Annotated in this window: 17 protein-coding genes, 1 tRNA gene and 1 riboswitch; of the genes, 11 read left to right on the forward strand and 7 right to left on the reverse strand. The window is 64.7% G+C overall.

Features of this window, described 5'->3' with window-relative positions; translation table 11 throughout:
- Positions 1-25: 25 nt before the first annotated feature.
- The 3 genes from U5A57_RS22530 to U5A57_RS22540 form a co-directional block, all read right to left on the reverse strand.
- Entirely contained in the window at positions 26-802 is a 777-nt protein-coding gene (locus U5A57_RS22530) for a DUF2968 domain-containing protein (RefSeq protein WP_321913862.1), read from the reverse strand.
- Positions 803-1,075: 273 nt separating this feature from the next.
- Entirely contained in the window at positions 1,076-2,419 is a 1,344-nt protein-coding gene (locus U5A57_RS22535; RefSeq protein ID WP_321913863.1) for a gamma-glutamyl-gamma-aminobutyrate hydrolase family protein, read from the reverse strand.
- A gap of 173 nt (positions 2,420-2,592) precedes the next feature.
- Entirely contained in the window at positions 2,593-4,350 is a 1,758-nt protein-coding gene (locus tag U5A57_RS22540) for a cation:proton antiporter (RefSeq protein WP_321913864.1), read from the reverse strand.
- 160 nt (positions 4,351-4,510) lie between these two features.
- Here U5A57_RS22540 and U5A57_RS22545 point away from each other — a divergent pair, with 160 nt between their 5' ends.
- The 8 genes from U5A57_RS22545 (at position 4,511) to U5A57_RS22580 (ending at position 15,543) form a co-directional block, all read left to right on the forward strand.
- The gene (locus U5A57_RS22545; protein WP_321913865.1) at positions 4,511-5,899 is read left to right on the forward strand and encodes an amidase; all 1,389 of its coding nucleotides are present in this window, start codon (positions 4,511-4,513) and stop codon (positions 5,897-5,899) included.
- 162 nt (positions 5,900-6,061) lie between these two features.
- The gene (locus tag U5A57_RS22550) at positions 6,062-6,592 is read left to right on the forward strand and encodes a disulfide bond formation protein B (RefSeq protein WP_321913866.1); all 531 of its coding nucleotides are present in this window, start codon (positions 6,062-6,064) and stop codon (positions 6,590-6,592) included.
- A 370-nt stretch (positions 6,593-6,962) separates the two neighbouring features.
- A complete protein-coding gene (gene xdhA / locus U5A57_RS22555) occupies positions 6,963-8,528 on the forward strand; it encodes a xanthine dehydrogenase small subunit (RefSeq protein WP_321913867.1) in 1,566 nt (521 codons plus the stop codon).
- Positions 8,529-8,551: 23 nt separating this feature from the next.
- Positions 8,552-10,924 (forward strand): xanthine dehydrogenase molybdopterin binding subunit, encoded by a 2,373-nt coding sequence (gene xdhB / locus U5A57_RS22560; RefSeq protein ID WP_321913988.1) that lies wholly within the window; start codon positions 8,552-8,554, stop codon positions 10,922-10,924.
- A 78-nt stretch (positions 10,925-11,002) separates the two neighbouring features.
- Positions 11,003-12,061, forward strand: a complete 1,059-nt coding sequence (gene xdhC, locus U5A57_RS22565; protein ID WP_321913868.1) for a xanthine dehydrogenase accessory protein XdhC — start codon at positions 11,003-11,005, stop codon at positions 12,059-12,061.
- A gap of 40 nt (positions 12,062-12,101) precedes the next feature.
- The gene (locus U5A57_RS22570; protein WP_321913869.1) at positions 12,102-13,175 is read left to right on the forward strand and encodes an adenosine deaminase; all 1,074 of its coding nucleotides are present in this window, start codon (positions 12,102-12,104) and stop codon (positions 13,173-13,175) included.
- Between the two features lie 193 nt (positions 13,176-13,368).
- Positions 13,369-14,676, forward strand: a complete 1,308-nt coding sequence (guaD, locus tag U5A57_RS22575; RefSeq protein WP_321913870.1) for a guanine deaminase — start codon at positions 13,369-13,371, stop codon at positions 14,674-14,676.
- Between the two features lie 46 nt (positions 14,677-14,722).
- Positions 14,723-14,878, forward strand: a riboswitch (yybP-ykoY riboswitch).
- A gap of 92 nt (positions 14,879-14,970) precedes the next feature.
- Positions 14,971-15,543, forward strand: a complete 573-nt coding sequence (locus U5A57_RS22580; protein ID WP_321913871.1) for a TMEM165/GDT1 family protein — start codon at positions 14,971-14,973, stop codon at positions 15,541-15,543.
- A 5-nt stretch (positions 15,544-15,548) separates the two neighbouring features.
- Here the strand turns inward: U5A57_RS22580 and U5A57_RS22585 are convergent, their stop codons facing one another.
- Complete coding sequence (locus tag U5A57_RS22585) at positions 15,549-16,235, reverse strand: DUF4136 domain-containing protein (protein WP_321913872.1); 687 nt, start codon at positions 16,233-16,235, stop codon at positions 15,549-15,551.
- A 378-nt stretch (positions 16,236-16,613) separates the two neighbouring features.
- Here U5A57_RS22585 and pepN point away from each other — a divergent pair, with 378 nt between their 5' ends.
- The 3 genes from pepN (at position 16,614) to U5A57_RS22600 (ending at position 20,719) form a co-directional block, all read left to right on the forward strand.
- The gene (pepN, locus tag U5A57_RS22590) at positions 16,614-19,304 is read left to right on the forward strand and encodes an aminopeptidase N (RefSeq protein ID WP_321913873.1); all 2,691 of its coding nucleotides are present in this window, start codon (positions 16,614-16,616) and stop codon (positions 19,302-19,304) included.
- A gap of 255 nt (positions 19,305-19,559) precedes the next feature.
- Entirely contained in the window at positions 19,560-20,576 is a 1,017-nt protein-coding gene (locus U5A57_RS22595; protein WP_321913874.1) for a class 1 fructose-bisphosphatase, read from the forward strand.
- A 67-nt stretch (positions 20,577-20,643) separates the two neighbouring features.
- Positions 20,644-20,719: transfer RNA gene (locus U5A57_RS22600), tRNA-Thr, on the forward strand.
- Positions 20,720-21,314: 595 nt separating this feature from the next.
- Here U5A57_RS22600 and U5A57_RS22605 read toward each other — a convergent pair.
- The 3 genes from U5A57_RS22605 to U5A57_RS22615 form a co-directional block, all read right to left on the reverse strand.
- Positions 21,315-21,974: a hypothetical protein gene (locus U5A57_RS22605; RefSeq protein WP_321913875.1), complete on the reverse strand. Its 660-nt coding sequence runs from the start codon at positions 21,972-21,974 to the stop codon at positions 21,315-21,317.
- Positions 21,971-24,409, reverse strand: coding sequence for a glycoside hydrolase family 108 protein (locus tag U5A57_RS22610; RefSeq protein ID WP_321913876.1), 2,439 nt, complete (start codon positions 24,407-24,409; stop codon positions 21,971-21,973). Before U5A57_RS22610 ends, U5A57_RS22605 begins: the two co-directional genes overlap by 4 nt.
- A 323-nt stretch (positions 24,410-24,732) precedes the next feature.
- Positions 24,733-26,553: a tetratricopeptide repeat protein gene (locus U5A57_RS22615; protein ID WP_321913877.1), complete on the reverse strand. Its 1,821-nt coding sequence runs from the start codon at positions 26,551-26,553 to the stop codon at positions 24,733-24,735.
- Positions 26,554-26,587 lie beyond the last annotated feature (34 nt).

The raw sequence follows: 26,587 nt of genomic DNA on the forward strand, positions 1-26,587 counted from the left end.
AGGGCGAAAAGCCGCCCCGCAACGCTCAGCGCCGCGCCCCGGGCAGTCCTGCCTCCGTTGCGCGCTGCAGTGCGTCCACTTGCCTCTGCAATTCGCGCAATTGCGCCTGTGCCTGTGCCTTCTGTGCATTGAGCGCGGCTGCGTCGCCCTGCGCCTGGCGCTGGTAGTCGTCGACTCGCGCCTGCTGCGTGCGCGCGATGGCAAGATCGGCCTGCAGACGGCGCGCGCGTTCTTCGGACATCGCGATCACGCGCTCGATGAACGCCTTTTGCGCCTCGAGCTCCGTACGGCGTATTTCTACCTGGGAAAGCTGCTCGGTCTGGCGCACGAAGTCTGCATAGATCGCCTCTGCACGTGCTTCGTCCTGCGAACGGATCACGCGCCAGAAGTGCTTGTCCTGAAACAGTACGACGTAGTACGTCATCTCCGGTGGATAGAAGAAGAGACTCGCGCCATAGCTCGCGTTATAGGTCGTACGCAGTTCAACGAGCTGGGCGTCGTGAATCAGTTGCATAAGCGTGGCAACGTCGCCTTGCACGGCGCCGGCGCTGGCCTGCTCACCCGCGTTGGCCATACCGCTCGACGGCGGCAACGCACCGGCTGGCTGCGGCGTCAAACTGCCAAGCGAGGGGCGGCTACCCGCCAGCGGCACACGCTCTGCGGCTGCGCCAGACATGTCGGCGGCGTTCGCCGCATTCGCCGCGTCGGCCGGCATGCCGGCCCATGCTGTCGTGCCCTGCTGGAGCAGCATGAGCGCTGCGGCGCTGAGCATCACACGACGCAACGTGATTGAGTGCTTCATACCTGCCTATTCCATTCAGGATTCTCAGTAACCCTTCATTATCGCCGCCGGGAAATCTCAAAAACGACGTTTAATTTTGGATAAGCAGTGGAATCGGAAGATTAGGACGAATCTTACGTAGGAAGCACGCCGATCAAGAACAGAAAGGATGCAAGGCGCGTAGGACGCCGAAGCAGATGAGCGAAATAAAAAGGCCGCGCGCAAGTTGCGCGCGGCCTGAGCGGGGTTGCTGCGGGTTGCTTTGACGCGTTGCGTTTCGCCCGTGGTTTGCAATCAAAAGCGCGTTTCGCGCGCGGCTCGCAAGAAGGTGTCGAGCAGCGGCGTGCAATCGAGCAGTTCGGCGCCGCCCGCGCGATGGAATTCGGGGTGCCACTGCACACCCACGACGAACGGCGAGCGCCGGTAACGCACCGCCTCGATGAGCCCGTCGCCCGCCGAAACAGCCTCGACGGTCAGGTCGCGTCCGAGGTTCTTCACGGCTTGATGGTGAATCGAGTTGACGATGGCCTCGCGGCGCCCGGGGAACATGGACGCGAACGTCGAACCCTCCGGGAATGTGACCGCGTGGCGATGCTGGTCGTAATGCTCGCTCACGTGCACGCCGGCCGTCGGCACGTCCGACGCGATGTCCTGATAAAGCGTGCCGCCAAACGCCACGTTGATGAGCTGGCAGCCACGGCACACGCCCAGCACCGGCTTGCCCGACTCGACAAATTCATGCAGCAGTTCGAGCTCGTACATGTCGCGCACGCGGTCGCCCGGCCATTCGGGGCGTGGCGAGATCTCCGCATACGTCTGCGGCGAGACATCAGCGCCGCCCTGGAGCAGCAGACCGTCGAGATGCTTCGCGTAATCGCGCAAGCGGATATTGCTCGGATGCAGCATGCCCTCGTGTCCGACCGTCGGGATCATGAACACGATGACGCCCCGGGACATCACCCAGTGTGCGATCGATTCCTCGAGGTATTGCAGCGTCTTGCCGCGCAGCCCTTGTGCGCCCGGCTCCGGGTGGAAGATCCGCGCCGAGACGCCAATGCGCAGCGTGCGCTGCGTAATGCGCTGACCGGCGCGATCGAACAGTTGCCGCGCACGCGCGGCGACGATGCGGCCGAAGATCGCCCAAGCCGAATCGCTCGCGCGCAAATAGCGCGGCGGTTCCGGCGGAATCGCGCCGGGCGGCGGAGGGTGATGCGCCGAGAAGTCGGGCGCCTGGCCGAAGCCCGCAGGCGCAGCACCAGGACGTTGCGGCGCAGCAGACGTTGCCGCCTCGTCAGCGCTTGCCGGTTCGGTATGCGGGGCCGGCGCGGGCGCGGACTTGCCGGCCTCGGCAGTTTCCTCGATCGGGATACTCGGCGTGGTGCCGGCCGGCGCCTGCTTCGGCGACTCGCCGGGCGTGACGGCCGAAGCGCTTTCGGGCGCATCGGTCGAAGCGCGTTGCGCGGCTTCCCCAGTGGGCGAAGCTGAAGGTGAAGCGGCGGTCGATGCAGAGGGAGAACCAGCAGAAGCGCCAGGAGAGCCGGCGGGAGGAGAGGACGAGGGGGCGCCGGCAGGACCGGCATCGGCAGGACGGCTTGCGCCGTCAGGGACCTCGGGATGGTCTGATTTGTTATCGCTCATGACGTGGGGTCAGGCGCGCGGCGCGCGAACGAATGAACAAGGTTCGATTATCCGTCGCGCGGCACATCGCCGCCACCCCCGTGCACAATTGCTCACATCCCGTCACACATGAACCGGCTCAAACCGGCGTGCGAGGCGCGCCACTTGCGAAGCCTTTGCTCGCAATGGCGAGGTCAGGCATCCGGCCGTTCGTCGAAGGTCTCGCGCAACGCAATCTGCATCGAGGCATGGATCTTCACGCACCAGCGCCACAGCAGCATCGTGAGCGCCGCGGCGCACACCAGCACGCCGATGAGGAAACCCGTAGGCGGCAGGATCGTCCCCGAAAGCGCCGCCACGAGCAGGAACACGCCGAACATCGACACCACGGGCACCAGTTCCGCAATGACATGACGGATCGCGCGCGTGAAGCGCCCCGCCTTCTCCGGCTGTACGCTCACTTCGGCGAGCAGGAGCGCGAGCGACTGCGTCTTGCGCCATACCGCGACGAGAAACGGCATCGCGAGCACGAGCGCGGCGCTCCAGAGCACGACGCGCTGGATGCGCTCGTCGCCGATCCACTGCGCCAGCAACGGCGCCGCGTAACGCGCGCCATAGGAAACGCCGATGAAAATCGCCGAGACGAGCGCGAGATTCACGGCAATCTGCACGACGATGCGCCTGGTGAGCGAAAAGATCGTGGGCCCGTCCGAGCGCGGCATCAGGCAACGCAGCCACTGGCTGTACATGCCGAACACGTTCGAGACGGCAGGCGGCATGGCGCGCGCGAGACGCTGCGAGAGCGGGTCGGCAATGCGGATGAGGTAAGGCGTGGTGAGCGTCGTGATGGCCGAGACCGTCACCGCGATCGGATAGAGGAAGCCGCTCGTCACCTTCAGCGTGAGGCCGAGCGAGGCGATGATGAACGAGAACTCGCCGATCTGCGAGACGGTCATGCCCACGCGCATGGCGGTGCGTCCGTCGCGGCCCGCGAGGAAGGTGCCGAGGCCGCACGACACGAGCTTGCCGAGCACCACGGCAATCGAGATCACGGCGATCGGCCACGCGTAGTCGACCAGCACGAGCGGGTTGAGCATGAGCCCGATCGTCACGAAGAAGATCGCGGAGAACGCGTCGCGCAGCGGCGCAACGAGATGCTCGATGCGATGCAGATGCCGCGACTCGGCCATGACCGCGCCGATCAGGAAGGCGCCGAGCGCGATCGAATAATCGAGCTTCACGACGAGCAGGCAAAAGCCAAAGCAAAAGCCCAGCACCGAAACGAGCAGCATCTCGTCGTTGCCCACGCGCGCGATGTAGCCGAGCACGCGCGGCACGATCAGAATGCCCGCGAGCAGCGAGACCAGCATGAAGAGCAGCAGCTTGCCGAGCGTGATGAGCGCAATGCCCGGCGAGAGTTCGCCCGTCTGCGCAATGCCGCCCAGCAGCACGAGCATGGCAATGCCGAGGATGTCCTCGACGATCAGGATGCCGAACACGAGCTGCGCGAACGGCTCGCGCTTCACGCCGAGATCGGAGAGCGCTTTGACAATGATGGTCGTCGAGGAAATGGCGAGAATCGCGCCGAGGAACAGCGAATCCATTGTGGCCCAGCCGAACGCACGGCCGATCTCGTAACCAATCCACAGCATCAGGACGATTTCCGAAAGCGCCGCGACGATGGCGGTCGCGCCCACCTGGAAAAGCTTGCGCAGGCTGAACTCGAGCCCGAGCGAGAACATCAGGAACACCACGCCGAGCTCGCCGAGCGTCTGGATGGTCTGCTCGTCGTGGATGAGCTGGAACGGCGGCGTGTACGGCCCGATGATCACGCCCGCCGCGATATAGCCGAGCACGACCGGCTGCTTCAGGCGATGAAACAGCACGGTGACAACGCCCGCGAGCGCCATCACGACTGCCAGATCCTGAATGAAGCCGATTCCCTGATGCATGAAGGTCTTTCCTTACAAATTGCTATCGAATCTCCGCATGTTACCCGATGCACGGCGTGAGCCAAATCGCACGCAAGGAAAAAAGCCGACCTACAATGATGCGACCCTCGCAGGCAATGCCCGCCCGCGCCGCCGCGCACCGACCGAATTTTTTGCCGCCATGACATCCGCATCCACTACCTTCACGCCGTTCCCTCCCCTCGCCCAACTCGGCGCCGATCTCGCCGCAGGCCGCACGACGAGCCGCGCGCTCGCCGAAGCCGCACTCGAGCGCATCGCCGACCCGGCGGGCCAGGGCGCAACTGTTTTCACGCACGTCGACGCAGAGCGCGTGCGCGCCGCCGCCGACGCACTCGACCGCCTGCGCGCGGCCGGCACGGTGCTGTCGCCGCTAGCGGGTATCCCCGTCTCGGTGAAGGACCTGTTCGACGTGGCGGGCGAAGTCACGCGCGCCGGCTCCACGGCGCTCGCGAATGCGGCGCCAGCCAAGGAGGACGCCGCCGCCGTCGCGCGGCTGCGCCACGCGGGCGCGGTGCTGGTCGGCCGGACCAACATGAGCGAGTTCGCGTTCTCGGGGCTCGGCCTGAATCCGCACTACGGCACGCCGCTTTCGCCCTGGCATCGCGGTGTGGCGGGCGACGCGCGCGTGGCGGGCGGCTCGTCCTCGGGCGCGGCGGCCTCGGTCGCGGACGGCATGGCCGCCGCCGCGCTCGGCACCGACACCGGCGGCTCCCTCCGCATTCCCGCCGCGTTCTGCGGCCTCACGGGCTTCAAACCCACCGCGAGGCGCATTCCGAAAACGGGCGGCGTACCGCTCTCCCCCACGCTCGACTCGTTCGGCCCGATCGGCAACACGGTGGCATGCTGCGCACTCGTGGACCGCGTGCTCGCCGGGCTCGCGCCGCGTGTGCCGGCCGCGCGCCACCTCGAAGGCGTGCGCCTTGGCGTGCTCACCAACTATGTCACCGACGGCGTGGACCCCGAAGTCGCGGAGACGATCGATACGGCGCTCAAGCATCTGGATGCGGCCGGCGCGATCGTGAGCGAAGTCCGCTTTGCCGCTTTCGAGCGCTTCGGCGAAATCAACCGCATCGGCTTCTCGCCGATGGAGGCGTATGCGTGGCATCGCGAGCTGATTGCGAAGCATCGGGATCAGTACGACCCTCGCGTACTCGTGCGCATCCTGAAGGGCGAACACGCTACGGCTGCCGACTATCTGGATCTGATCGCCGCGCGCGCGGCGGTCATGGAGGAGGCCCAAGCCACGCTCTGGTCGCGCTTTGACGTCGTGATCGCGCCGACCGTGCCGATCGCGCCGCCGCCCGTCGCGCCGCTCACCGCCGACGACGATGTCTTCGCGCGCACCAACGCGCTCGTGCTGCGCAATCCGAGCGCGTTCAACTTCCTCGATGCGTGCGCGCTGTCGCTGCCATGCCATCACTATGGCGCGGCGCCCGTCGGGCTGATGCTTGCCGCCGCGCCCGACAACGACGACGCGCTGCTCGCCATTGGCCGCGGCGTCGAGGCGGTGCTCGCACCGCTACGCTGACCTGAGCGCCAGTCGCTCAAAACAACCGCTGCGCGCGAGCAAGGACACGTCCGCGCCGCGCGCGACCTTCGCGCTAGAATCCCGTCACGCCGTCGCAGCCGCCAGAAACCGCCAGGTCGCTGCGCCAGACAACCCGAACGAACGAGCCAATAAACGAGCCTCATGAACGACGATAACGCGCTGTTGCGCCGCGAGCGCGGCCTGCTGGTCCTCCTTGGCCTGATCTGCCTCGCGCTCCTCGCCGGCGCCCTGTACTTCCAGTATGTCGAGCATCAGGACCCCTGCCCGCTGTGTATCCTGGGGCGCTATTTCCTGGTCCTCATCGCGGTCTTCGCCTTTCTCGGCGCGCGCATGACGAGCTGGCGCGGCGTGCGCGTGCTCGAAGCGCTCGTGGCGCTTTCGGCGGCAGGCGGCGCGGTCGCGGCCGCGAAGCTCGTGTGGGTGCAGGCGTTCCCGAGCTACAGCTGCGGTTTCGACACGCTGCAGCCCATTGTCGACAGCCTGCCGTTCGCGCACTGGCTGCCCGGCGTGTTCAAGGTGCAAGGCCTTTGCGAAACCACCTATCCGGCGACGCTTGGCCTGACCATGCCGATGTGGGCGCTGCTCGCGTTCATCGTCGCGTTTTTGGCGGTGACCTTGAGTCTGTGGCGCAACCGGCGCCGCCAGGTGTCGTGGCCCGGCATCCGCCGCTAACCGGCTATTGGGCACGGCGCGCCCGCGCCCGCCCAAACTCCCGCGCCTCATCCGCCGCCCAACCATCGGGCGGCGCGCCCCGCCAGCGCGATTCGAGCGCTAGCTTTGCGCAGCAACATCGAATCGCGCACGACTCCCGCATCATCCCGGCCATCCAGGCGCGTTCGCCGCATGCAACGGCTGCGCACCGCCATACGCGCCGTGACGGCTTCATGACCCAAGTCACATAACCCCCATCTAGCGGGGGAAATACTTTCCTGCGGCGAGCGGTGCTATCTTCGGAACTGGATGGCGATCTACGTGCGCGAGGCCGGTGTTGGCGCGCCCCTCTCGTAACGCGCGCCTGATCCGCAATGTCCCCGGGTTCACCATGACAACGCAAACCATCCGCTTCCTCCACCGAGGCGCCGTGCACGAAGTGCGCGGCCTGCCTCCCACGCGCACGGTGCTTCAGCATCTGCGAGAGGATCTGCGCGCCTGCGGCACCAAGGAAGGCTGCGCGGAGGGCGACTGCGGCGCCTGTACCGTCGTCATGGGCGAACTCGACGGCGAAGGCCGTCTCGTGCTCAAGGCCGTCAACGCCTGCATCCAGTTCCTGCCTACCCTCGACGGCCGCGCGCTCTACGCCGTCGAAGATCTGCGCCAGCCCAATGGCGCGCTGCACCCGGTTCAGCAGGCAATGGTCGATTGCCACGGCTCGCAGTGCGGTTTCTGCACACCGGGCTTTGTTATGTCCCTGTGGGCGCTCTACGAGAATCAGCCCGCCGGCGCAGGCCTGCCGACTCGCGAAGAGATCAACGAAGCGCTTTCGGGCAATCTGTGCCGCTGCACCGGCTACCGGCCGATCATCGAAGCGGCGCTGCGCATGTTCGACGAAACCTGTCACCCGCGCGTGGCGCTCGATCGCACTCGCGTCGAAGCCCAGTTGCGGGCCCTGCAGCGCACCCGCACGTTCGAATATCACGGCCCCGATGTGCGGGGCGCCGCACACGGCGAAAGCACCTTCTACTCGCCGCGCACGCTCGAAGCCTTCGCGGCGCTGCGTGCCGCGCATCCTGACGCGCGCGTACTGGCGGGCAGCACCGATGTCGGCCTGTGGGTCACCAAGCAGTTTCGCGAGCTGGGCGACCTCATCTACACGGGCAACGTCGAGGAAATGAAGAGCGTTTCGCGCGACGCCCAGACGCTCACGATCGGCGCGGCGGTCCCGCTCGAAGAAGCCTACGCGGCGCTCGCCATCGACTACCCGGAACTCGCGGAACTGTGGGCGCGTTTCGCCTCGCTGCCCATTCGCAACGCGGGAACGCTGGGCGGCAACGTCGCGAACGGCTCGCCGATCGGCGACTCGATGCCCGCGCTGCTCGCGCTCGACGCCACGCTCGTGCTGCGCCGCGCGGCGCGCGTGCGCACGCTGCCGCTCGCGGCGTTCTACACGGGCTATCAGAAGAACACGCTCGAAGCGGGCGAATTCGTCGAAGCGATCCGCGTGCCGCGCCCCGCGCCGACTCTGCGCTTTCGCACCTACAAGGTCTCGAAGCGCTACGACCAGGATATTTCAGCGGTGTGCGCCGCGTTTGCACTCGACGTGCGTGAGGACGGCACACTCGCGAGCGCGCGCATCGCCTACGGCGGCATGGCCGCGATCCCGCAGCGCGCCGCGCTCGCCGAGGCGCAGCTTAGCGGCGCACGCTGGGACGAAACCAGCGTTCAGCGCGCGATGGAAGCGCTCGCCACCGACTATCGGCCGCTCACGGACATGCGCGCGAGCGGCACGTATCGTCTAAAGGTCGCACGTAACCTGCTGTGGCGCTGCTGGCTCGAAACGCGCGACGATGCGCCGCTCGCGCTGTGTGACGTCAACGCGTTCGCCTTCGCCGAAGGCGACGACGATGGCCGGGATGATCAGGACAGCGCAACCGCCGGAGTCACGCCATGAACGATCAAGCCGAACCGCTCGTCATGCGCCAGGAACAACGCGATGAGCACGCACACGAACACGCGCTCGGCGCGCCGCTGCCGCACGAGTCGGCGGACGCCCATGTGAGCGGCGAGGCGCGCTACACCGACGACATCCCCGAATTGCACGGCACCGTGCACGCGGCGCTCGGCCTCGCGCGCCATGCGCACGCGCGCATCGTCGCGCTCGATCTGGAGCGCGTGCGCTCGTCGCCGGGCGTGCTTGCGGTGCTGACGGCCGCCGACATCCCCGGCGAAAACGACTGCGGTCCCGTCGTGCACGATGACCCGGTGCTCGCAAGCGACGTCGTGCAGTACCTCGGGCAGCCCGTGTTCGCGGTGATCGCCACGAGCCACGAACTCGCGCGCCGCGCCGCGGCGCTTGCGGCAAGCGATGACGTCGTTCGTTACGAGCCGCTGGAACCTGTTCTCAGTATCGAAGAGGCGCGCAAGCGCCAGCACTACGTGCTGCCGCCGCTGCGCCTGGTGCGCGGCGCGCCCGACGCGGCGCTCGCCGCGGCGCCGCATCGCCTCGCGGGAACGTTCACCGTGGGCGGCCAGGAACAGTTCTATCTCGAAGGCCAGGTGGCCTACGCGCTGCCGCAAGAGCAAACGGGCATGCTCGTCTATAGCTCGACGCAGCACCCGAGCGAGATGCAGCAAGTCGTCGCGCATCTGCTAGGCTGGCCCGCGCACCGTGTGAGCTGCGAATGCCGGCGCATGGGCGGCGGTTTCGGCGGCAAGGAATCGCAGTCGGCGTTGTTCGCTTGCGTCGCCGCGCTCGCGGCGCACAAGCTGCGGCGCCCCGTGAAGCTGCGCGCGGATCGCGACGATGACTTCATGATCACCGGCAAGCGCCACGACGCGCTCTACACCTACGAAGCGGGCTACGACGACGAAGGACGGCTCCTCGGCACGCGCGTGGAGATCGCGCTGCGCGCGGGCTATTCCGCCGATCTTTCTGGCGCGGTCGCCACGCGCGCGGTTTGTCACTTCGACAACGCCTACTATCTTCCGGACGTCGAAATCGTCGCGCTCTGCTGCAAGACGAACACGCAGTCGAACACCGCGTTTCGCGGCTTCGGTGGCCCGCAGGGTGCGCTCGTGATGGAGGTCATGCTCGACGAAATCGCGCGGACGCTTGGCCGCGATCCGCTCGATGTGCGGCGCGCGAACTACTACGGCATTGGCGAGCGCGACGTCACGCCATACGGCCAGCGCGTGGAGGACAACGTGCTCGCGCCGCTCACCGACGATCTGCTCGCGTCGAGCCGCTATCGCGAACGACGCGCGGCCATCGACGCGTATAACCGCACGAGCCCCGTGCTCAAGCGCGGCATGGCGCTCACGCCGGTCAAGTTCGGCATCTCGTTCAACGTGCCGCATCTGAACCAGGCGGGTGCGCTCGTGCATGTGTACCGCGACGGCTCCGTGCTCGTGAACCACGGCGGCACCGAAATGGGCCAGGGGCTCAACACCAAGGTCGCGCAGGTCGTGGCGGGCACGCTCGGTTTGCCGCTCGCACGCGTGCGCGTGAGCGCCGCCGATACGTCGAAAGTGGCCAATACGTCGGCCACGGCGGCGTCCACGGGCAGCGACCTCAACGGCAAGGCCGCCGAGGACGCTGCGCTCACGATCCGCGCGCGCCTCGCGGCGTTCGCGGCGGCACAATACGGCGGCGCGCCCGAAAATGTCGCGTTCGAAGGGGGCCTCGTGCGGGCAAACGGCCAGGCGATCGCTTTTTCAGAATTCGTCGAACTCGCGTATATGAAGCGCGTGCAATTGTGGTCCGATGGCTTCTACGCCACGCCCAAAGTGCATTGGGACGCGCGCACGCTCACCGGCCATCCGTTCTACTACTTCGCCTATGGCGCGGCGGTCTCGGAAGTGGTCGTCGATACGCTCACCGGCGAATGGAAGCTCGTGCGCGCCGACGTGCTGCACGACGCAGGCCAGTCGATCAATCCGGCCATCGATCTCGGCCAGGTGGAAGGCGGCTTCATCCAGGGCATGGGCTGGCTCACGACCGAGGAGCTTTGGTGGAACCGCGACGGGCGGCTCATGACGCACGCGCCGTCCACGTACAAGATCCCGGCGGTGAGCGACACGCCGGAGGCGTTCATCGTGAAGCTGTATCGCAGCGGCGGCAACGACAATGTGGAGCCTACCGTGTTCCGCTCGAAGGCCGTGGGCGAGCCGCCCCTGCTTTTGCCGTTCTCGGTCTTTCTCGCGATTCGCGACGCCGTGGGCGCGGCAGTGCCCGAGGCGCGCGAGGCTGCCCCGCTGCGCGCGCCCGCGACGCCCGAAGCGATTCTCGATGCGCTGGAAGCGCTGCGAGCGAGCGAACCCGCGGCGCTTCACACGCTCCAACCGTGAGGCGCGGTCGAAACAAGGCCACGAAAATTAACTGGCGGCACAGGCTACAACGTGCCGCCCCGTAGGGAGAACCGCCAGATGCAAGCCTGGCTTTCCGATTTGCAGCAACTGCTCGCGCACGGCGACGCCGCCGTGCTGGTCACCGTTGCGCGCGTCGAGGGATCGGCGCCGCGCGAGGCCGGCACGAAGATGATCGTCACGCGCGAAGCGGCCCGCCACACCATTGGCGGCGGCCACCTCGAATGGAAGGCCATTGAAATCGCGCGCCAGGTGCTGCGCGACGGCATGCGCACGCCGCACGCGCGGCGACTCGAGCGCCTCGCGCTCGGGCCGAGCCTCGGCCAGTGCTGCGGCGGCGCCGTGGTGCTCGCGTTCGAGCGCCTCGACGTAGCCGATCTGGGCTGGCTCGCCACGCTCGCGCGCCGCCTCGCGGCAGGCGCGTCGACCGTGCGTAGCGTATCATTCCGCTCCTCGCGGAACGGGAGCCCCGAGGGCGAAGGCACCGCAGCCGATCCGGCCATGCTCTCCGAGCCGGAAGCGGGCGTGGAAGCGCCCGACTGCCTGCTTTGGGAAACGGGCGGCACACTGCTCCTCACCGAGACGATCGCGCCGAACGACTTTCCCGTCGTGCTGTTCGGCGCGGGCCATGTGGGCGCGGCGCTCGTGCGCGTGCTCGGCACGCTGCCCTGCCGCGTGCTGTGGGTCGACGAGCGCGACGCCGCGTTTCCGACGCCCGAGGCATTCGCGCTGCTGGGCGCGCCCAACGTCGCGATCGACGCCAACGACGCGCCCGACGAAGCCGTCGACACCGCCCCACCCGGCACCAGTTTCATCGTGATGACGCACGATCATTCGCGCGACCTCGATCTCGCCGAGCGCATCCTGCGCCGCGGCGACTTCGTGTTCTTCGGCATGATCGGCTCGCACACGAAGCGCAAGCAGTTCGAGCACCGGCTCGCCGCACGCGGCATCGACCCCATGCAGATCGCGCGCATGAACTGCCCGCTCGGCGTGGACGGCATCGTCGACAAGTCGCCTGAAGTCATCGCCGTCTCGGCTGCCGCGCAACTGCTGCAGGCCATCGAGGCAGCGAAGCTGGCGAGCGCGGCACATGTTCCCGCCACCCATTCCGCGTGATGTCAAACACTGAAGAACCCATAAGCGAATCGAAACGAACATGACGATCACGATCCCGGCCAACCCCGCCGCCAACACCGCCGCGAGCGCAACGGCACTCGTCGAAAAGGCCGCCAACGCGCCGAAGGCGGAGCTGCACATCCATATCGAAGGCTCGCTCGAACCCGAGCTGATCTTCGCGCTCGCACAGCGCAACAACGTGAAGCTCGCGTACGACTCGATCGACGCGCTGCGCGCCGCCTATGCGTTCACCGACCTGCAGTCGTTTCTCGACATCTACTACGCAGGCGCGAGCGTACTGCTCACGGAGCAGGACTTCTACGACATGACGATGGCGTACTGCGAGCGCGCGCTCGCCGACAATGTCGTGCACACCGAAATATTCTTCGACCCGCAAACGCATACCGAACGCGGCGTGCCGATCGAAACCGTGGTCGCGGGCATCGACCGCGCGCTCGCCGACGCCGAAAAGCGCGGCCTCACGAGCAAGCTGATCCTGTGCTTCCTGCGCCACCTGAGCGAAGCCGATGCGCTCGCCACCTTCGACGCCGCGCAGCCGCTTTTCGCGCGCCATGCGCGCCTGATCGGCGTGGGCCTCGACTCGTCCGAGCGCGGCCACCCGCCCTCGAAGTTCGAGCGCGTGTTCGAGAAAGCACGCGCGATGGGCCTGAAGCTCGTCGCGCACGCGGGCGAGGAAGGCCCGCCCTCGTACATCTACGAAGCGCTCGATCTGCTCAAGGTCGATCGCGTCGATCACGGCGTGCGCAGCATTGAAGATCCTGCGCTCGTCACGCGTCTGGCCGACACACGCGTGGCCCTGACCGTGTGCCCGCTTTCGAACACCAAACTGTGCGTGTTCGACGACATGACGCAGCACACGCTCAAGCAATTGCTCGACAAAGGCGTTGCGGTGACCGTCAATTCCGACGATCCCGCCTACTTCGGCGGCTACGTCAACGAGAACTACCGCGCCATCATCGAAGCGCTCAAGCTCGACGACGACGAGGTGTACACGATCCTGCGCAACGGCTTCGAGGCTTCGTTCGTGACGCCCGAAGAGCGCGCCGCGCTGATCGCGAAGCTCGACGCGAACTGGAAGCGCACAACGGCTTAAAGCGTGCACTAACGCGCGAACAAAAACGCGGACTCGTCCGCACAGCAAGCCCCAGCCCGGGCTGTCACACGAATCCGGTCCAGCGCGCGAGCGCCGGACCGTGGGCCCTCTCGCGCCTCGTTTTCAGGAGCGGCGCGCGACATGCGGGGCATGCATTGGACGAATACCTGAATTTATCGGAGACGAAGTTCCCATGACTCAATCGGCTTACCGCGCAAAACTGTTGACGTTCACCGGCGATCCCGCGCAATCGTCCGACGCCGCGGTCTTCAACGAAGACGGCGTCGTGATCGTTGAAGACGGCCACGTGCTCGCCTCGGGCGCGTGGTCCGCGCTCACGTCGCGCGTGAGCGAAGGCGCAACAGTCCATGACCTGCGCGACAAGCTGATCGTGCCGGGCTTCATCGACACGCACATCCACTATCCGCAGACGGACATGATCGCGTCGCCCGCGCCGGGCCTCCTGCCGTGGCTGGACACCTACACGTTCCCGACCGAGCGCGGCTTCGAAAACGAAGCGGTGGCGCAGGACACGGCGCGCTTTTTCGTCGATGAACTGCTCGCCTGCGGCACGACCACGGCGCTCGTGTATTGCACCGTGCACAAGCAGTCCGCCGATGCGCTCTTCACCGCGAGCGAAGCGAAGAACCTGCGCATGGTCGCGGGCAAGGTGCTGATGGACCGCCATTGCCCCGAGTTCCTGCGCGATACGCCGCAAACGGGCTACGACGACAGCGCCGAGCTGATCGAGCGCTGGCACAACCGCGGGCGCCAGATGTACGCGCTCACGCCGCGCTTTGCGCCCACCTCGACCGAAGCGCAGCTCGAAGCGTGCGGCGCGCTCGCGAAGGCGCACGGCGACATCTTCATCCAGAGCCATGTGGCTGAAAACCCGGATGAGGTGAAGTGGGTCAAGGAACTGTTCCCGGGTCATCGCAGCTACCTCGATGTGTACGATCACTACGGACTCCTGCGCAAGCGCGCGGTGTACGGCCACTGCATCTGGCTCGACGACGAAGACCGCCGCCGCATGGCGGACACCGGCACGGTTGCCGCGCACTGCCCGACCTCGAACCTGTTCCTCGGCAGCGGACTGTTCGACTTCGACAAGGCGGGCGCATCGTCGATGCCCGTGACGCTCGCCACCGACGTGGGCGGCGGCACCTCGTTCTCGATGCTGCAAACCATGAACGAGGCGCACAAGGTCGCGCGCATGGGCGGCCACCATCTCACGGCCACGCGCATGTTCTGGCTCGCGACAGCGGGCGCGGCCCACGCGCTCGATCTCGCCGACAAGATCGGCACGCTCGCGCCCGGCAGCGAAGCGGACTTCGTCGTGCTCGATGCGCAGTCCACGCCGCTGCTCGCGCGGCGTACGGCGCGCGCCGAATCGCTGGAAGAATTGCTGTTCGCGCTCGCCCTGCTCGGCGACGACCGCGCCGTGTTCGAGACGTACGCGGCGGGCAAACGCGTGCACAGCCGCGACGGCGCGCACCGCTGAAAGCCCCGCCCGGCGCGGGTTGCAGGGAAAACCTGCATGGTATAATCCGCGCCTCATTGGGGAGTAGCCGCCTCCGAATCGCGCCACAGTGCCGCAGCGCCGGTCTCAAGACCCCGCGCTTGCCGCGCGCGAATTCGCGGGGGCGTCCGTCAACAGACTTGGCCTGCGCGGCCATGGCGGACGCAGCCTTTATCCCGGGCCTGGCGAGACCGATGACCCATGACCGCCGCAACAGGGCCCGGCGGTGCGTGGGTCGTCGCTCGCACACACCACGGCCCGAGGATCCACCACAACGTGAACCAAGCTTTTCTGGTTTCCACCGGAGCCGTCGCGCTCGCCGAAATTGGCGACAAGACACAGCTGCTCTCGCTCGTGCTCGCGGCGCGCTACCGCAAACCCGTGCCGATCATTCTCGGCGTGCTCGTCGCCACGCTCGTCAACCACTCGGGCGCGGGCGCGCTCGGCACGTGGCTCGGCGCGCTCGTCACGCCCGGTGTGATGCGCTGGGCGCTCGCCGCCTCGTTTGTCGCCATGGGGCTGTGGATTCTCGTGCCGGACAAGCTCGAAGAAGGCGAAGCGAGCGGGAACCGCTCGCAGCTTGGCGTATTCGGCGCGACGGTCGTGACCTTCTTTCTCGCCGAGATGGGCGACAAGACGCAGATCGCCACCGTCGCGCTCGCCGCGCGCTTTCACGACTTCTTCGGCGTGGTGGCCGGCACGACGCTCGGCATGATGATCGCGAACGTGCCTGCAATCCTGCTCGGCGACCGCTTCGCCCACAAGCTGCCGACGAAGCTCGTGCATGCGATTGCGGCGGTGCTGTTCGTCGTGCTCGGCGTGCTCGCGATTCTGGGCGTGGGGTTCTGACGGGCCTATTTGGCGGGCGCAGCTGCGGCACCCTGCGCCGCTGCAGGCGAGGCCGCACTGGTCTCGTTCGGTGCGCCGCCGCCCTTGCCTAGCGGAATCTTGACCTCCGTCACGGTGCCGTTAGCTAGAGGGAAATTTCCCAGCGCGCTCTGCACGAGAAAGGGCATCACGCGCACGAGCGACGGATCGTCGCCGGAAGTGCGCGCAGTCACGTTGTAGACCTCCTTGCCGCTCGCCCTTTCGGTGATGCGAATGCCGAGCGCATGCGAATACACCGGATAGGTCTGGTTCACGTAGGCGGGCTGATACGGTCCCCACGCGCCCCACGGATTCCAGGGGCCCCAGTACGGGCCCGGCCAGGGGTTGTAGAACACGGGCTGCGCAACCGTCACCGTGTCGGTGCGGCTGCCGTAAGCGAGCCCCACGAGGTAGTGCGCCTGCGGTTCGGCCACGAGGCGGAACGCATGCGAAGCGAGCCCGTTGGCGACGAACTGCTCGTAGGTGCTCTGCTCGATGCTCTGGCTCTGCTCGGCGCTGCGTGTGAACGCAAAGGTGCGCGTGGCGTCGCTGCCGCCGTCCCATGCGGAGAAAGCGGTCACCTGGCTCGTCACGTAAGTCGTGCAGCCGGAGAGCGTGAGTGCGAGCGCCGCCAGCATCAGTAGGGCGCGGCGGGTCCATCGGTCGTGCATCATGGTCTTCTCGTCTTCATTCAGTTGGAAAGGTGCAGTCGTGGGGGCCGCTCTCTCCGATACGAACTTTGCGCCGCGCTTATTCCCTGTTGGTGCCCTGTCCGGTCCGTGCGCGCTTCACGCCGGTCGTGTCCTGTCTTGTGGCCCGCTTTGTAGTCTGTCACCGCGCGGCAGGGCCTGATCATACTGACTCGCGGCGCAGCGCGAAAGTTCGCGGGCCGAGCCCTGACGGACAAAGCGGCCCGAGCCTTTGTACAATGGGGCGAACCGCCGTGCTCCCGCGACGGCAGGCAGCGCCCTGCGGGCGCCCACGCCGCCGCGGCCGGCCAATCCGATCCACACGATCGATCCACACCGATCCGACACGCCCCTATCCAGACCATGTCCGATACTGCCACGCCCACCGTGATCCGCCGCGAAGACTACGCACCGCCCGCGTTTCTGATCGATACCGTCGACCTCGAATTCGACCTCGCGCCCGAGCGCACGGTCGTCAAGAGCACGTTGCGCGTGCGGCGCAATCCCGACGCGCAACCCACCGCGCATCTCGAACTCATGGGCGAGCAGCTCGAATTCATCGGCGCGGCGATCGACGGCAAACCGTACGCGAACGTGCGCACGCACGAGCACGGCCTCACGGTCGAGAACGTGCCCGAGGCGTTCGAGCTCACGCTCACCGGCGCGTGCGACCCGGCCGCCAACACCACGCTCTCGGGCCTTTACGTGTCGAGCGGCAACTTCTTCACGCAGTGCGAGGCCGAGGGCTTTCGCCGCATCACCTGGTTCCTCGACCGCCCCGACGTGATGGCGACCTACACGGTCACGCTGCGCGCCGACAAGCTCGCCTACCCGGTATTGCTCTCGAATGGCAACCTGATCGCGCAAGGCGACCTGGCCGACGGCCGTCACTATGCGAAATGGGAAGACCCGTTCCGCAAGCCGAGCTACCTGTTCGCGCTCGTGGCGGGCAAGCTCGTGGCGCTGGAAGAACGCATCCAGAGCCGCTCGGGCAAGGAAAAGCTGCTGCAGGTGTGGGTCGAGCCGCACGATCTCGACAAGACGCGCCACGCCATGGACTCGCTCATCCACTCGATCCACTGGGACGAGCAGCGCTTTGGGCTCGAACTCGACCTCGACCGCTTCATGATCGTTGCCGTGAGCGACTTCAACATGGGCGCGATGGAGAACAAGGGGCTCAACATCTTCAATACGAAGTACGTGCTCGCCAATCCCGAAACGGCCACCGATGTCGACTTCGCAAACATCGAAGCCGTGGTCGGCCATGAGTACTTTCACAACTGGACCGGCAACCGCGTGACCTGCCGCGACTGGTTCCAGCTGAGCCTGAAGGAAGGCCTCACGGTGTTCCGCGACCAGGAATTCTCGGCGGCGATGTCGGGCGGCGATGAAAACGAAGCTGCGCGCGCGACCAAGCGTATCGAGGACGTGCGCGTGCTGCGCCAGATGCAGTTCGCCGAAGACGCGGGCCCGATGGCGCACCCGGTGCGACCGGAGAGCTACGTCGAGATCAACAACTTCTACACGATGACCGTCTACGAGAAAGGCTCGGAAGTCGTGCGGATGTATCAAACGCTGCTCGGTCGCGACGGCTTCCGCAAGGGCATGGACCTGTACTTCCAGCGCCACGACGGCCAGGCCGTGACCTGCGACGACTTCCGCCACGCGATGGCCGACGCCAATGGCCGCGACCTCGCGCAGTTCGAGCGCTGGTACAGCCAGGCGGGCACGCCGCGTGTGAGCGTGACGACGAGCTACGACGAAGGCACGCGCTGCTACAGCGTGACGCTCACGCAGGGCTACGCCAACGGCTCGCCCGCCGCGCGCGAAACGCAAAAGGGCCCGCTGCACATTCCGTTTGCAATCGGCCTGATCGGCCCGGACGGCGCGGACCTGCCGCTGCGCCTCGAAGGCGAAGCCGCCGCGCACGGCACGACGCGCGTGCTGGAGCTGACCGACACGCAGCAGACCTTCACGTTCGCCGATGTGATGGCCAAGCCCCTGCCCTCGCTGCTGCGCAACTTCTCGGCGCCGGTCATCGTCGATTACGACTATGGCAATGACGAACTCGCTTTCCTGCTCGCGCACGACAGCGACGCGTTCAACCGCTGGGAAGCGGGCCAGCGCCTCGCGACGCGCGAACTGCTCGCGCTTGCTGCTCGCGCCGCCGCGGGCCAGCCGCTCGAAATCAACAGCGCGCTCGTCGATGCGTTCCGCCGCGTGCTGACCGACGAATCGCTCTCGCCGTCGTTCCGCGAGCTTGCGCTCATGCTGCCTTCGGAAACCTATCTTGCCGAGCAGATGGCCGAATCCGACCCGGCCGCCGTGCACGCGGCGCGCCAGTTCGTGCGCAAGCAACTGGCAACCGCACTGCAACGCGAGTGGCTCGCGGCCTATGAGCGCAATGTCACGCCGGGCGCGTACGAGCCGACGCCCGAGGCGGCCGGACACCGCGGTTTGAAGAACCTTGCGCTGTCCTATCTCTCGGAACTCGACGATGCCGCACAGGCGGTGCGCCTCGCCACGGCGCAATATGACGCGGCGAACAACATGACCGATCGTTCGGCGGCGCTTTCCGCACTGTTGAACGTGCAGGCGGCCGGCGGCGGCGACGTCGCGCGCAAGGCGCTCGAAGACTTCTATGTGCGCTTCGAGAAGGAACCGCTCGTCATCGACAAATGGTTCGCATTGCAGGCCACGCAACGGGGCACGGCGCAACGCCCGACCATCGAGACGGTGCGCGCGCTCATGGGTCACCCGGCGTTCAACATCAAGAACCCCAATCGCGCCCGCTCGCTGATCTTCAGCTTCTGCGCCGCGAACCCCGCGCAGTTCCACGCCGCCGACGGCTCGGGCTACGCGTTCTGGGCCGACCAGGTGATCGCGCTCGACGCACTCAATCCGCAGGTCGCGGCGCGTCTCGCTCGCAATCTCGAACTGTGGCGCCGCTTCACGCCCGCACTGCGTGACGCGATGCGCGCGGCGCTGGAGCGTGTAGCCGCTGAAGCCAAATCGCGCGACGTGCGCGAGATCGTCGAAAAAGCGCTGGCTTGATCAGACGAAACGAGGCGCAACGCGCGGTGCCTGATCCGCACCGCGCGCCAACCCACGAACCGGCCTTAGGCCGGTTTTTTTGCGCATTTTTTTCGTGATTATTTTCAGCGGCGCGACTACACCCGCCACCGGGCGAAAAGCCGCACCAGCAAGCCGGGCCGCGCCCCGGCGCTTTATTTTGCGCGGCTGTGCGACGGGCGGTCACAGTCGAGCGGGTAGAATTGCGCTATTCCCAAGCGTATCCGGAGTACTGCAATGGCTTTGCAACGTCGCACCACCCTCACCAAGTACCTGATCGAGCAGCAGCGCCAGCACAGCAACCTGCCCGCCGATCTGCGTCTTTTGATCGAAGTCGTCGCGCGCGCGTGCAAGGCGATCAGCTTCAACGTCAGCAAGGGCGCGCTTGGCGACGCGCTCGGCACGGCCGGCAGCGAGAACGTCCAGGGCGAAGTGCAGAAGAATCTCGACATCCTCTCGAACGAGATCCTGCTCGACGCCAACGAATGGGGCGGCAACCTCGCCGCGATGGCCTCGGAGGAAATGGAAACGTTCTTCCCGATCCCGGCGAACTATCCGAAGGGCGAATACCTGCTGGTGTTCGATCCGCTCGACGGCTCGTCGAACATCGACGTGAACGTGTCGATCGGCACGATCTTCTCGGTGCTGCGCTGCCCGGACGGCCAGCAGGCGACCGAAGAATCGTTCCTGCAGCCCGGCACGAAGCAGGTCGCGGCCGGTTACGCCGTGTACGGCCCGCAAACCGTGCTCGTGCTCACCACGGGCAACGGCGTGAACTGCTTCACGCTCGACCGCGAACTGGGCTCGTGGGTGCTCACGCAGAGCAACATGCGCATTCCGGAAGACACGCGCGAATACGCGATCAATGCATCGAACGCACGCCACTGGTATGAGCCGGTGCAGCAGTACATTGGCGAGCTCAACGACGGCAAGGACGGCCCGCGCGGCGAGAACTTCAACATGCGCTGGATCGCCTCGATGGTCGCCGACGTGCACCGTATCCTGAACCGCGGCGGCATCTTCATGTACCCGGCCGACAAGCGCGACCCGTCGAAGCCCGGCAAGCTGCGCCTGATGTACGAAGCGAACCCGATGTCGTTCATTGTCGAGCAGGCGGGCGGCATGGCGACCAACGGCGAGGAGCGCATTCTCGACATCCAGCCGACGAGCCTGCATGAGCGCGTAGCCGTGTTCCTCGGCTCGAAGAACGAGGTCGAACGCGTCACGCGCTACCACCACGAAGCCAAAAAATGAAAAAAGATGAGGAAAGGGCTTGCATAGTTCGCGGCGACTTCCTATAATCTTTCTTCTCTGATGTGACGCCGGAATAGCTCAGACGGTAGAGCAGCGCATTCGTAATGCGAAGGTCGGGGGTTCGATTCCTCTTTCCGGCACCAGGATTCAAGCAAAAAGCCCAGTCTTCGGACTGGGCTTTTTGCTTTCTACGTGAGCTATTGGCTATGGGGGCAAATCCGTGGGAAGGCGCGCTACTGTCTTGCGCCGTTTGGTATCTGGCCCAGAGGGTAGGGTCGCTCTATTCATCGATCTCAACGGGAGTGCAAACGGCGCGCCACTGCACACTTGGCTTAGCGCCCGCGACTAGAAAGAGAACGAGCAATCCACTGTCCGTAGCGCAAGCCATTCTGACTTCTACTTGATCACCTCGCGTAAGGACGCCAAAACTGCAACGGCTGATCGACGATATGCGCAGTTGTCCGCTCTGGAAGCAGGAATACGTCACCCGTCTTGAGGGCGTATCACCGCACCAATATCGCCTTCGTGGACGTTTAAGATCACCGGATCCAAGGTCAGTGTAAGGTGACGTAGCGCCCGATTCACCTGCGCCGTGTTGCGGAGCGTGCCCTTATCCTTTGAAGCGGCCTCCCACAAAAGCGACTTGGACTAGCACCGCCTAACCATGAAAACCTGGATCGGCTTGGTGTGAGGTACATAGAAATAATTTCAAGTCCCAAAACCTTCGGTCAAACTGACTCAAGGACAGAAATTAATGGCGTGACAATCGATCCAGCGCTCTATGGTAGCCCCGTTTTTTTCAGAATATGAAATTTTCCAAAATTTAAAATCATTTGAAATACTTATTAATTTCACATACTCTCCTTTGATGATATAGGTTTTAACCTTCGCTTTCAATGCAGTAGGATACAAGAAGGCTCTATCGACAATTACCTGATGCTCGCCTTGGTGCGTTTCGGCTTGTTTACGGGTGAGAGTTATCGAGTAAGGTCCATAAAAGAAATCGCCCTTTGGATTTTTCTTAACCTTCCACACCAACAAACCGTCGTCACTGATCAACTCTGCGATGCCATCTTTTGCACCAAAAAAAGAGTAAAAATGAACTTCCGCGCGTCGCCCATCTTCGCTCACGTACCCATGAATATTTTGATCGCCGGCCGTGCCGCAGTCAATTCGATTGGCGTTTTGTGTAATAAAACAATAAGAGCCAGTTACTGTACCGTCACTAGCTTCATTGAGTTTTATTTCGAAAGTTTGATCTGGTTTGCTTGACCCTGCCACGTGTCCAATGTATGTCCAATTGCCTGAAAATTTGCCTTCGGTCGCCCACGATAAAGAATGAATGAGCAGAGCACTTATCGTCAGAATGAAAATAGTAAAGCGTCTAGACGTGCTCATACTTGCACCTGCAGGCAATCGTTCACTCTATTCAACCACCCTTTAAGGTTACCGATCTGTCCGGGATCCTTGATTGTGAGATCTGTGTAGTATTGCCGCCTAATCGACGCGATATCCTCTAGCAACATCTCCTGTTCGGGGACAGAATTAATGGCATCGACTGTTTGCTTTCCCATGCCACCGTCTTCCACGATTTTTGAATCATATTTCTTGTTTAACAGCTTTTGAATCTGCAAAGCGGCTCCTCCTGACGTTATAGTCCAGTCGTAAGACATTAATGCCACGCGCTCATCTTTGAACCCACAAAATCCCCTTGGTTGCCAATAGCGCTTGAGATAAATAGCCTCAGCTTGCTCTTCCGTCAGGTTTTTCAAATTATCCAGCGTAGGGGCGACACCGACGTCTTCCTCTGCGTATTTCTGCCATGTGAGCCACGCAATACCATGATTCGTCGGCCCTCCCTTGTCGTCGCTCCTATTAACGTATCCACCTTCATGTCGAAGAATGACTGTTGATATTTTCTTGAACCGTGCAGCACAGTCACAGTTTTCAATGAAATTCCCCACCAATCCAATCGGATTGATGTGGTAGATATTCGCCTCCGGAAAACCTGCTACCCCGGCCCGCACCTCGTCCCACCATGTGAGCTTCGCGATGCGTTTCTTTTCCTCCTCGTGTTCGGGCTTCGGCCCGGTGCGTTGCTCGATTGCGCTGACCAATTCCTGCCACTTGGCAGGATTCGCCCATTCGCTTTCGTGCTTCGCAATGAAGCGAGACGCCCGAAAGGCGGTCCACGGAAATCCGTCACCCTGTATGTCCTGCCCGGAAGTGCAGAGGTCGTCCGCTGCGCGAGCGCCGTCACCGGTTGGATACAGGACACGGTAGAGAGCAGCCATGAGTGGACTCAGCTTGCCCAGTGAACCCACACCGGGCGTATCGCCGCCGAGCGCATAGTCCACATAGTCACCCGTGCTCGCGAAAATGGTGTGCGCCGGATCGTGGCCTTCGTCGTGGCACTCGAAATCGATCCAGTCCTGCGAGAACTCGCGGGTCACACGGCCACCCGCAAAGTTCTGCTCACGCACCCATCCTGTGATGGCACTACGTCGCATATCCGCGCTGTCAACTTTCCACCAGCGCAGTTTCAGCCCGTCACTGCCAGACGCTGTCTCAGTGAACAGGTGCGCCGCGTCTCGCGGCAGAGCGGCGAGTCGATAGGTCTGGATTACATCGGTTTGCTTTGCATTCTGCCCCTGCAGCCCATGATCGCGATAAAGCGTGGTCCCACGGTCAATGCGGAGTATCGTCGGGTCCGCGGACAAGCCAAGCTGACTCCATTGGGTCGCGTTCGCGCAGTTGGCGTCGACCCAGGCGCGTCCGTCCTTGATGAACTTCCTGATACCCTCGTCGCAGAACACCTCAATGTGCGCCATCCGGGTACCAGCTGTACGCCGGTCCAGCGAGTCATAGCGGCCAAGGTGGCCCATCAGGTCGCCCGCCTTCAAGGGACTGGCGCCGCCTGTGCCCTGCGGATCGCCCGGACTGCACATCTGGCTTGCTGTGACGATTACCCGGTCAAAGTTCGAATCCGGGATGTCCTCTTGCGTGACCGGGCCGCCATGCTGCGCGCCCAGGTAAATCCAGCCGGTATTCGCCGCGGATGGTGCCACGTAGCCGCCCGCTACAGGTGCGTACAGCGTGGCTCCGTTCAGGTCCGTCAGTTGTCCCCACGTTGCGCCGTGTACCGTTTCTGTTTTGCCGATACTCACGCTCGCACCCTGCGGCAGGATGCCGAGGACGGAGCCGTTGGGCGTCTTGCGCACGTTGAGACCGACCTGAGACGGGGCCGCCATCTGGCCACCGGGACCCGGCCGGGGTTTGTCCTGTGCGTACTGTGTGATCTGCCACTGGCGCGACCAGTACGCTGGTTTCTGCCGCTTCGGGAAATTGCTGTCGTAGTCGGCGTTGGACATCAGGTGCATGTACAGGCTGTAGAAGGTCAGCTTCGTGCCGTGCGGAAACTCCATCTCGTGGCGCACCAGGGCGAAGCCCGTACTGTAGGGAGCCCGGAACGGCGTGTTACTGCCATCCACTGCCAGTTCACTGACCGGGTAGTCCCGGTTCGCGCGCCAGGCGACGAGCTCGCCGTCCGCGATGCAGCGCAATCCTGCGTCAAGGTCCAGCGCTTGCCCCGCACCTGCCTCCGTGACGTGAATGCCGCCGTGCCACATGCCTTTGCGACTGACGAGATATGAGCCGGACCGCTCGCTCGTTGCGAGCAACCGGTATATGTCATGTTCGTCGGCCAACTGCACAGCGGTGGCGGAATGCCCCTGGCCCTTGCGAAGGAACGGAAAAGCGAACGGCAGCAGTTTCAGCTTTGCCGGGGTAGCCTTTGGGCTTTGGGGTGAATCGGTTGCCGGGGGCTTGGTCATGGAATTTGGCTCAGTCCGGGTTAGGCCAGCAATTCTTTTGTCCTCCGGGTCATTCTCCAGACAGTTCCAACGGGGTGCAATTTTGTTGCGCGCGCAATTAACATACTTTGACGGGGATCATGGCAGAACGTGACGGTGGGAACTCGTCGAGCGAAATCGCTGGTGCCGCCTCGCCATACTCAATAACGCACATAGTCGTAATGCGAAGGTCGGGGGTTCGATTCCTCTTTCCGGCACCAGGATTCAAGCAAAAAGCCCAGTCTTCGGACTGGGCTTTTTGCTTTGTGCACGCTGTCTGCGTGAGGTGCCGAGCAGCGGCTACGTCACGCTTTCGGCGGCAGCGCATCCAGCGCCTCGCCTACCTCCTCGATCACCCCATCCCATCGCCCCAGCTCGCGCTGCCTGAAAAGTCTCGCCGACGGATACCAGGGACTATCGGTGCGCTGCGTCATCCAGCGCCAGTCCGTGCAGGTCGGCAGCAGGATCCACACCGGCACGCCAGCCGCACCGGCAAGATGCGCGACCGAGGTGTCGACGGTGATCACAAGATCAAGCGACTGGACGATGGCGAGCGTGTCCACGAAGTTCGCGATCTCCGGCCCGAGCGGCGTGATGTCGATGTCGTGAGGCAACGCCTCCAGCTCGCTTTGCGCGCCGCCCTTCTGCAGCGAAAACCACGACACGCCACGCCGGGCGAGCACAGGCAGCAACGTGTGCAGCGCAAGCGAGCGGTAACGGTCGAATTCGTAGTCGGGGTTCCCAGCCCAGACGAGCCCCACGCGGCGTTGGCGCGCGCCACGATGCGCCCCGCCGGCAACCCGCTCACGCCAATGGCCGACGCACTCAGGCGGCGCGCCCAGATAAGGCATGGCCAGCGGCAGCCTGTCCACCGTCAGTTTCATGGACTCTGGAAAGCGGAACATACGGCTCCAGAAGTCATAGGGACCCGGCGGCAATGTGGTCCAGGCCTTGTTCACTCCACGCGCGCATGCCGCGACGTCGCCAATCGCCTTGTCGACCCAGACATCGACCGTCGCGCCCTGGCGCTGCAGCCATTCGATGTAGCGCAAGGATTGAAGCTGGTCCCCCAATCCCTGCTCACCGATCAGCAAAAACCGACGCCCGTTCACGGCTTCACCGGACCACACCGGAAAGCCAGGACGCACGAGCGTACTGTTCTGCGGCAAGCGTTCGTGCCAGTGATAGTGCCGCCACCCTCGCTCGAAGTCGCCGTCGCGCAGCATCGTGACGGCGGCGTTGAACTGAACATGTTCGTCGTCGGGAAGCAAGCGCGCCGCCTCTGCAGCGTGATGCCGCATACGCGCATGTTCGCCGAGCATGTTCGACGCGTAGCTCGCGTTGTGATGGAGCTTGCCCCGCGTGGCATCGACGGCAAGGCCCTCCCGCGCGACTTGATACGCGTCGTCGAAGCGATGAAGCTCGTTGAGCCGCAAGGCGAGGCTTTCGAGTGCTGCGGCGTCTGCCGCGAACTCGGTGCGCATCTGCGAGATTTGCGCGATCAGTTCCGCAGGGCGTTCGAGGCGCACGAGGACCGTTAGCAACTCGAGCCCATCTGCTAGCCGCGAGGTCCCCACTGCGCGTGCGCGACGCAGATATTCCGCAGCCGCTTCCAGGCGTTCGTCTTCGAGATTCAGTCGCGCCAGGCAGCACAATGCGTGATGAAGTGTGGGCGCATAGTCGAGCGCCTTTTCGTAGTGCATGCGCGCTTCCTCGCGGCGCTTCGCCAGCTTGAGCACGTCGGCCAGGTTGCGATGCAAGCTGGCTGTGCCACCGCTGAGCGCTATCGCACGATGGTAGAACGCTTCGGCGGCGACGTGCTCGTTCGCCATGGCCGCGAGCAAGCCGCGATGCTCCCAGAGCTCGGCGCGTTCGGGCGCCACGCCGATTGCGCGTTCCAGATGGTCGCGCGCGAGGTCGCGTTGTCCGTCGCGAAAATACGAGAGCGCCAGACGATGCAACACATGCGCGTTGCGTGGCTCGTGCGCGAGCAGTTCCTGATACGCGAGCAGCGCGTCGCGCGTTCTGCCCGAGTCGAAGTGCTGGTTTGCGAGCGCAAGCGCCGCCTTCGTGCGCGCTTGCTCGTCCGAGGCTTCGGCCGGCGTGGTGGCAGGGTTGCTCATCATAGGATCGCGCCGGCAATGTGGCGCGCGGCGCTGT

The organism is Paraburkholderia sp. J11-2, from assembly GCF_905220185.1.
Classification (GTDB): Bacteria; Pseudomonadota; Gammaproteobacteria; order Burkholderiales; family Burkholderiaceae; genus Paraburkholderia.

Excerpts from the sequence above, each read along its gene's own strand:
- U5A57_RS22530 (WP_321913862.1), bottom strand. The coding sequence starts at position 802 with ATGAAGCACTCAATCACGTTGCGTCGTGTGATGCTCAGCGCCGCAGCG.
- U5A57_RS22535 (WP_321913863.1), bottom strand. The coding sequence starts at position 2,419 with ATGAGCGATAACAAATCAGACCATCCCGAGGTCCCTGACGGCGCAAGC.
- U5A57_RS22540 (WP_321913864.1), bottom strand. The coding sequence starts at position 4,350 with ATGCATCAGGGAATCGGCTTCATTCAGGATCTGGCAGTCGTGATGGCG.
- U5A57_RS22545 (WP_321913865.1), top strand. The coding sequence starts at position 4,511 with ATGACATCCGCATCCACTACCTTCACGCCGTTCCCTCCCCTCGCCCAA.
- U5A57_RS22550 (WP_321913866.1), top strand. The coding sequence starts at position 6,062 with ATGAACGACGATAACGCGCTGTTGCGCCGCGAGCGCGGCCTGCTGGTC.
- xdhA (WP_321913867.1), top strand. The coding sequence starts at position 6,963 with ATGACAACGCAAACCATCCGCTTCCTCCACCGAGGCGCCGTGCACGAA.
- xdhB (WP_321913988.1), top strand. The coding sequence starts at position 8,552 with ATGCGCCAGGAACAACGCGATGAGCACGCACACGAACACGCGCTCGGC.
- xdhC (WP_321913868.1), top strand. The coding sequence starts at position 11,003 with ATGCAAGCCTGGCTTTCCGATTTGCAGCAACTGCTCGCGCACGGCGAC.
- U5A57_RS22570 (WP_321913869.1), top strand. The coding sequence starts at position 12,102 with ATGACGATCACGATCCCGGCCAACCCCGCCGCCAACACCGCCGCGAGC.
- guaD (WP_321913870.1), top strand. The coding sequence starts at position 13,369 with ATGACTCAATCGGCTTACCGCGCAAAACTGTTGACGTTCACCGGCGAT.
- U5A57_RS22585 (WP_321913872.1), bottom strand. The coding sequence starts at position 16,235 with ATGATGCACGACCGATGGACCCGCCGCGCCCTACTGATGCTGGCGGCG.
- pepN (WP_321913873.1), top strand. The coding sequence starts at position 16,614 with ATGTCCGATACTGCCACGCCCACCGTGATCCGCCGCGAAGACTACGCA.
- U5A57_RS22595 (WP_321913874.1), top strand. The coding sequence starts at position 19,560 with ATGGCTTTGCAACGTCGCACCACCCTCACCAAGTACCTGATCGAGCAG.
- U5A57_RS22605 (WP_321913875.1), bottom strand. The coding sequence starts at position 21,974 with ATGAGCACGTCTAGACGCTTTACTATTTTCATTCTGACGATAAGTGCT.
- U5A57_RS22610 (WP_321913876.1), bottom strand. The coding sequence starts at position 24,409 with ATGACCAAGCCCCCGGCAACCGATTCACCCCAAAGCCCAAAGGCTACC.
- U5A57_RS22615 (WP_321913877.1), bottom strand. The coding sequence starts at position 26,553 with ATGATGAGCAACCCTGCCACCACGCCGGCCGAAGCCTCGGACGAGCAA.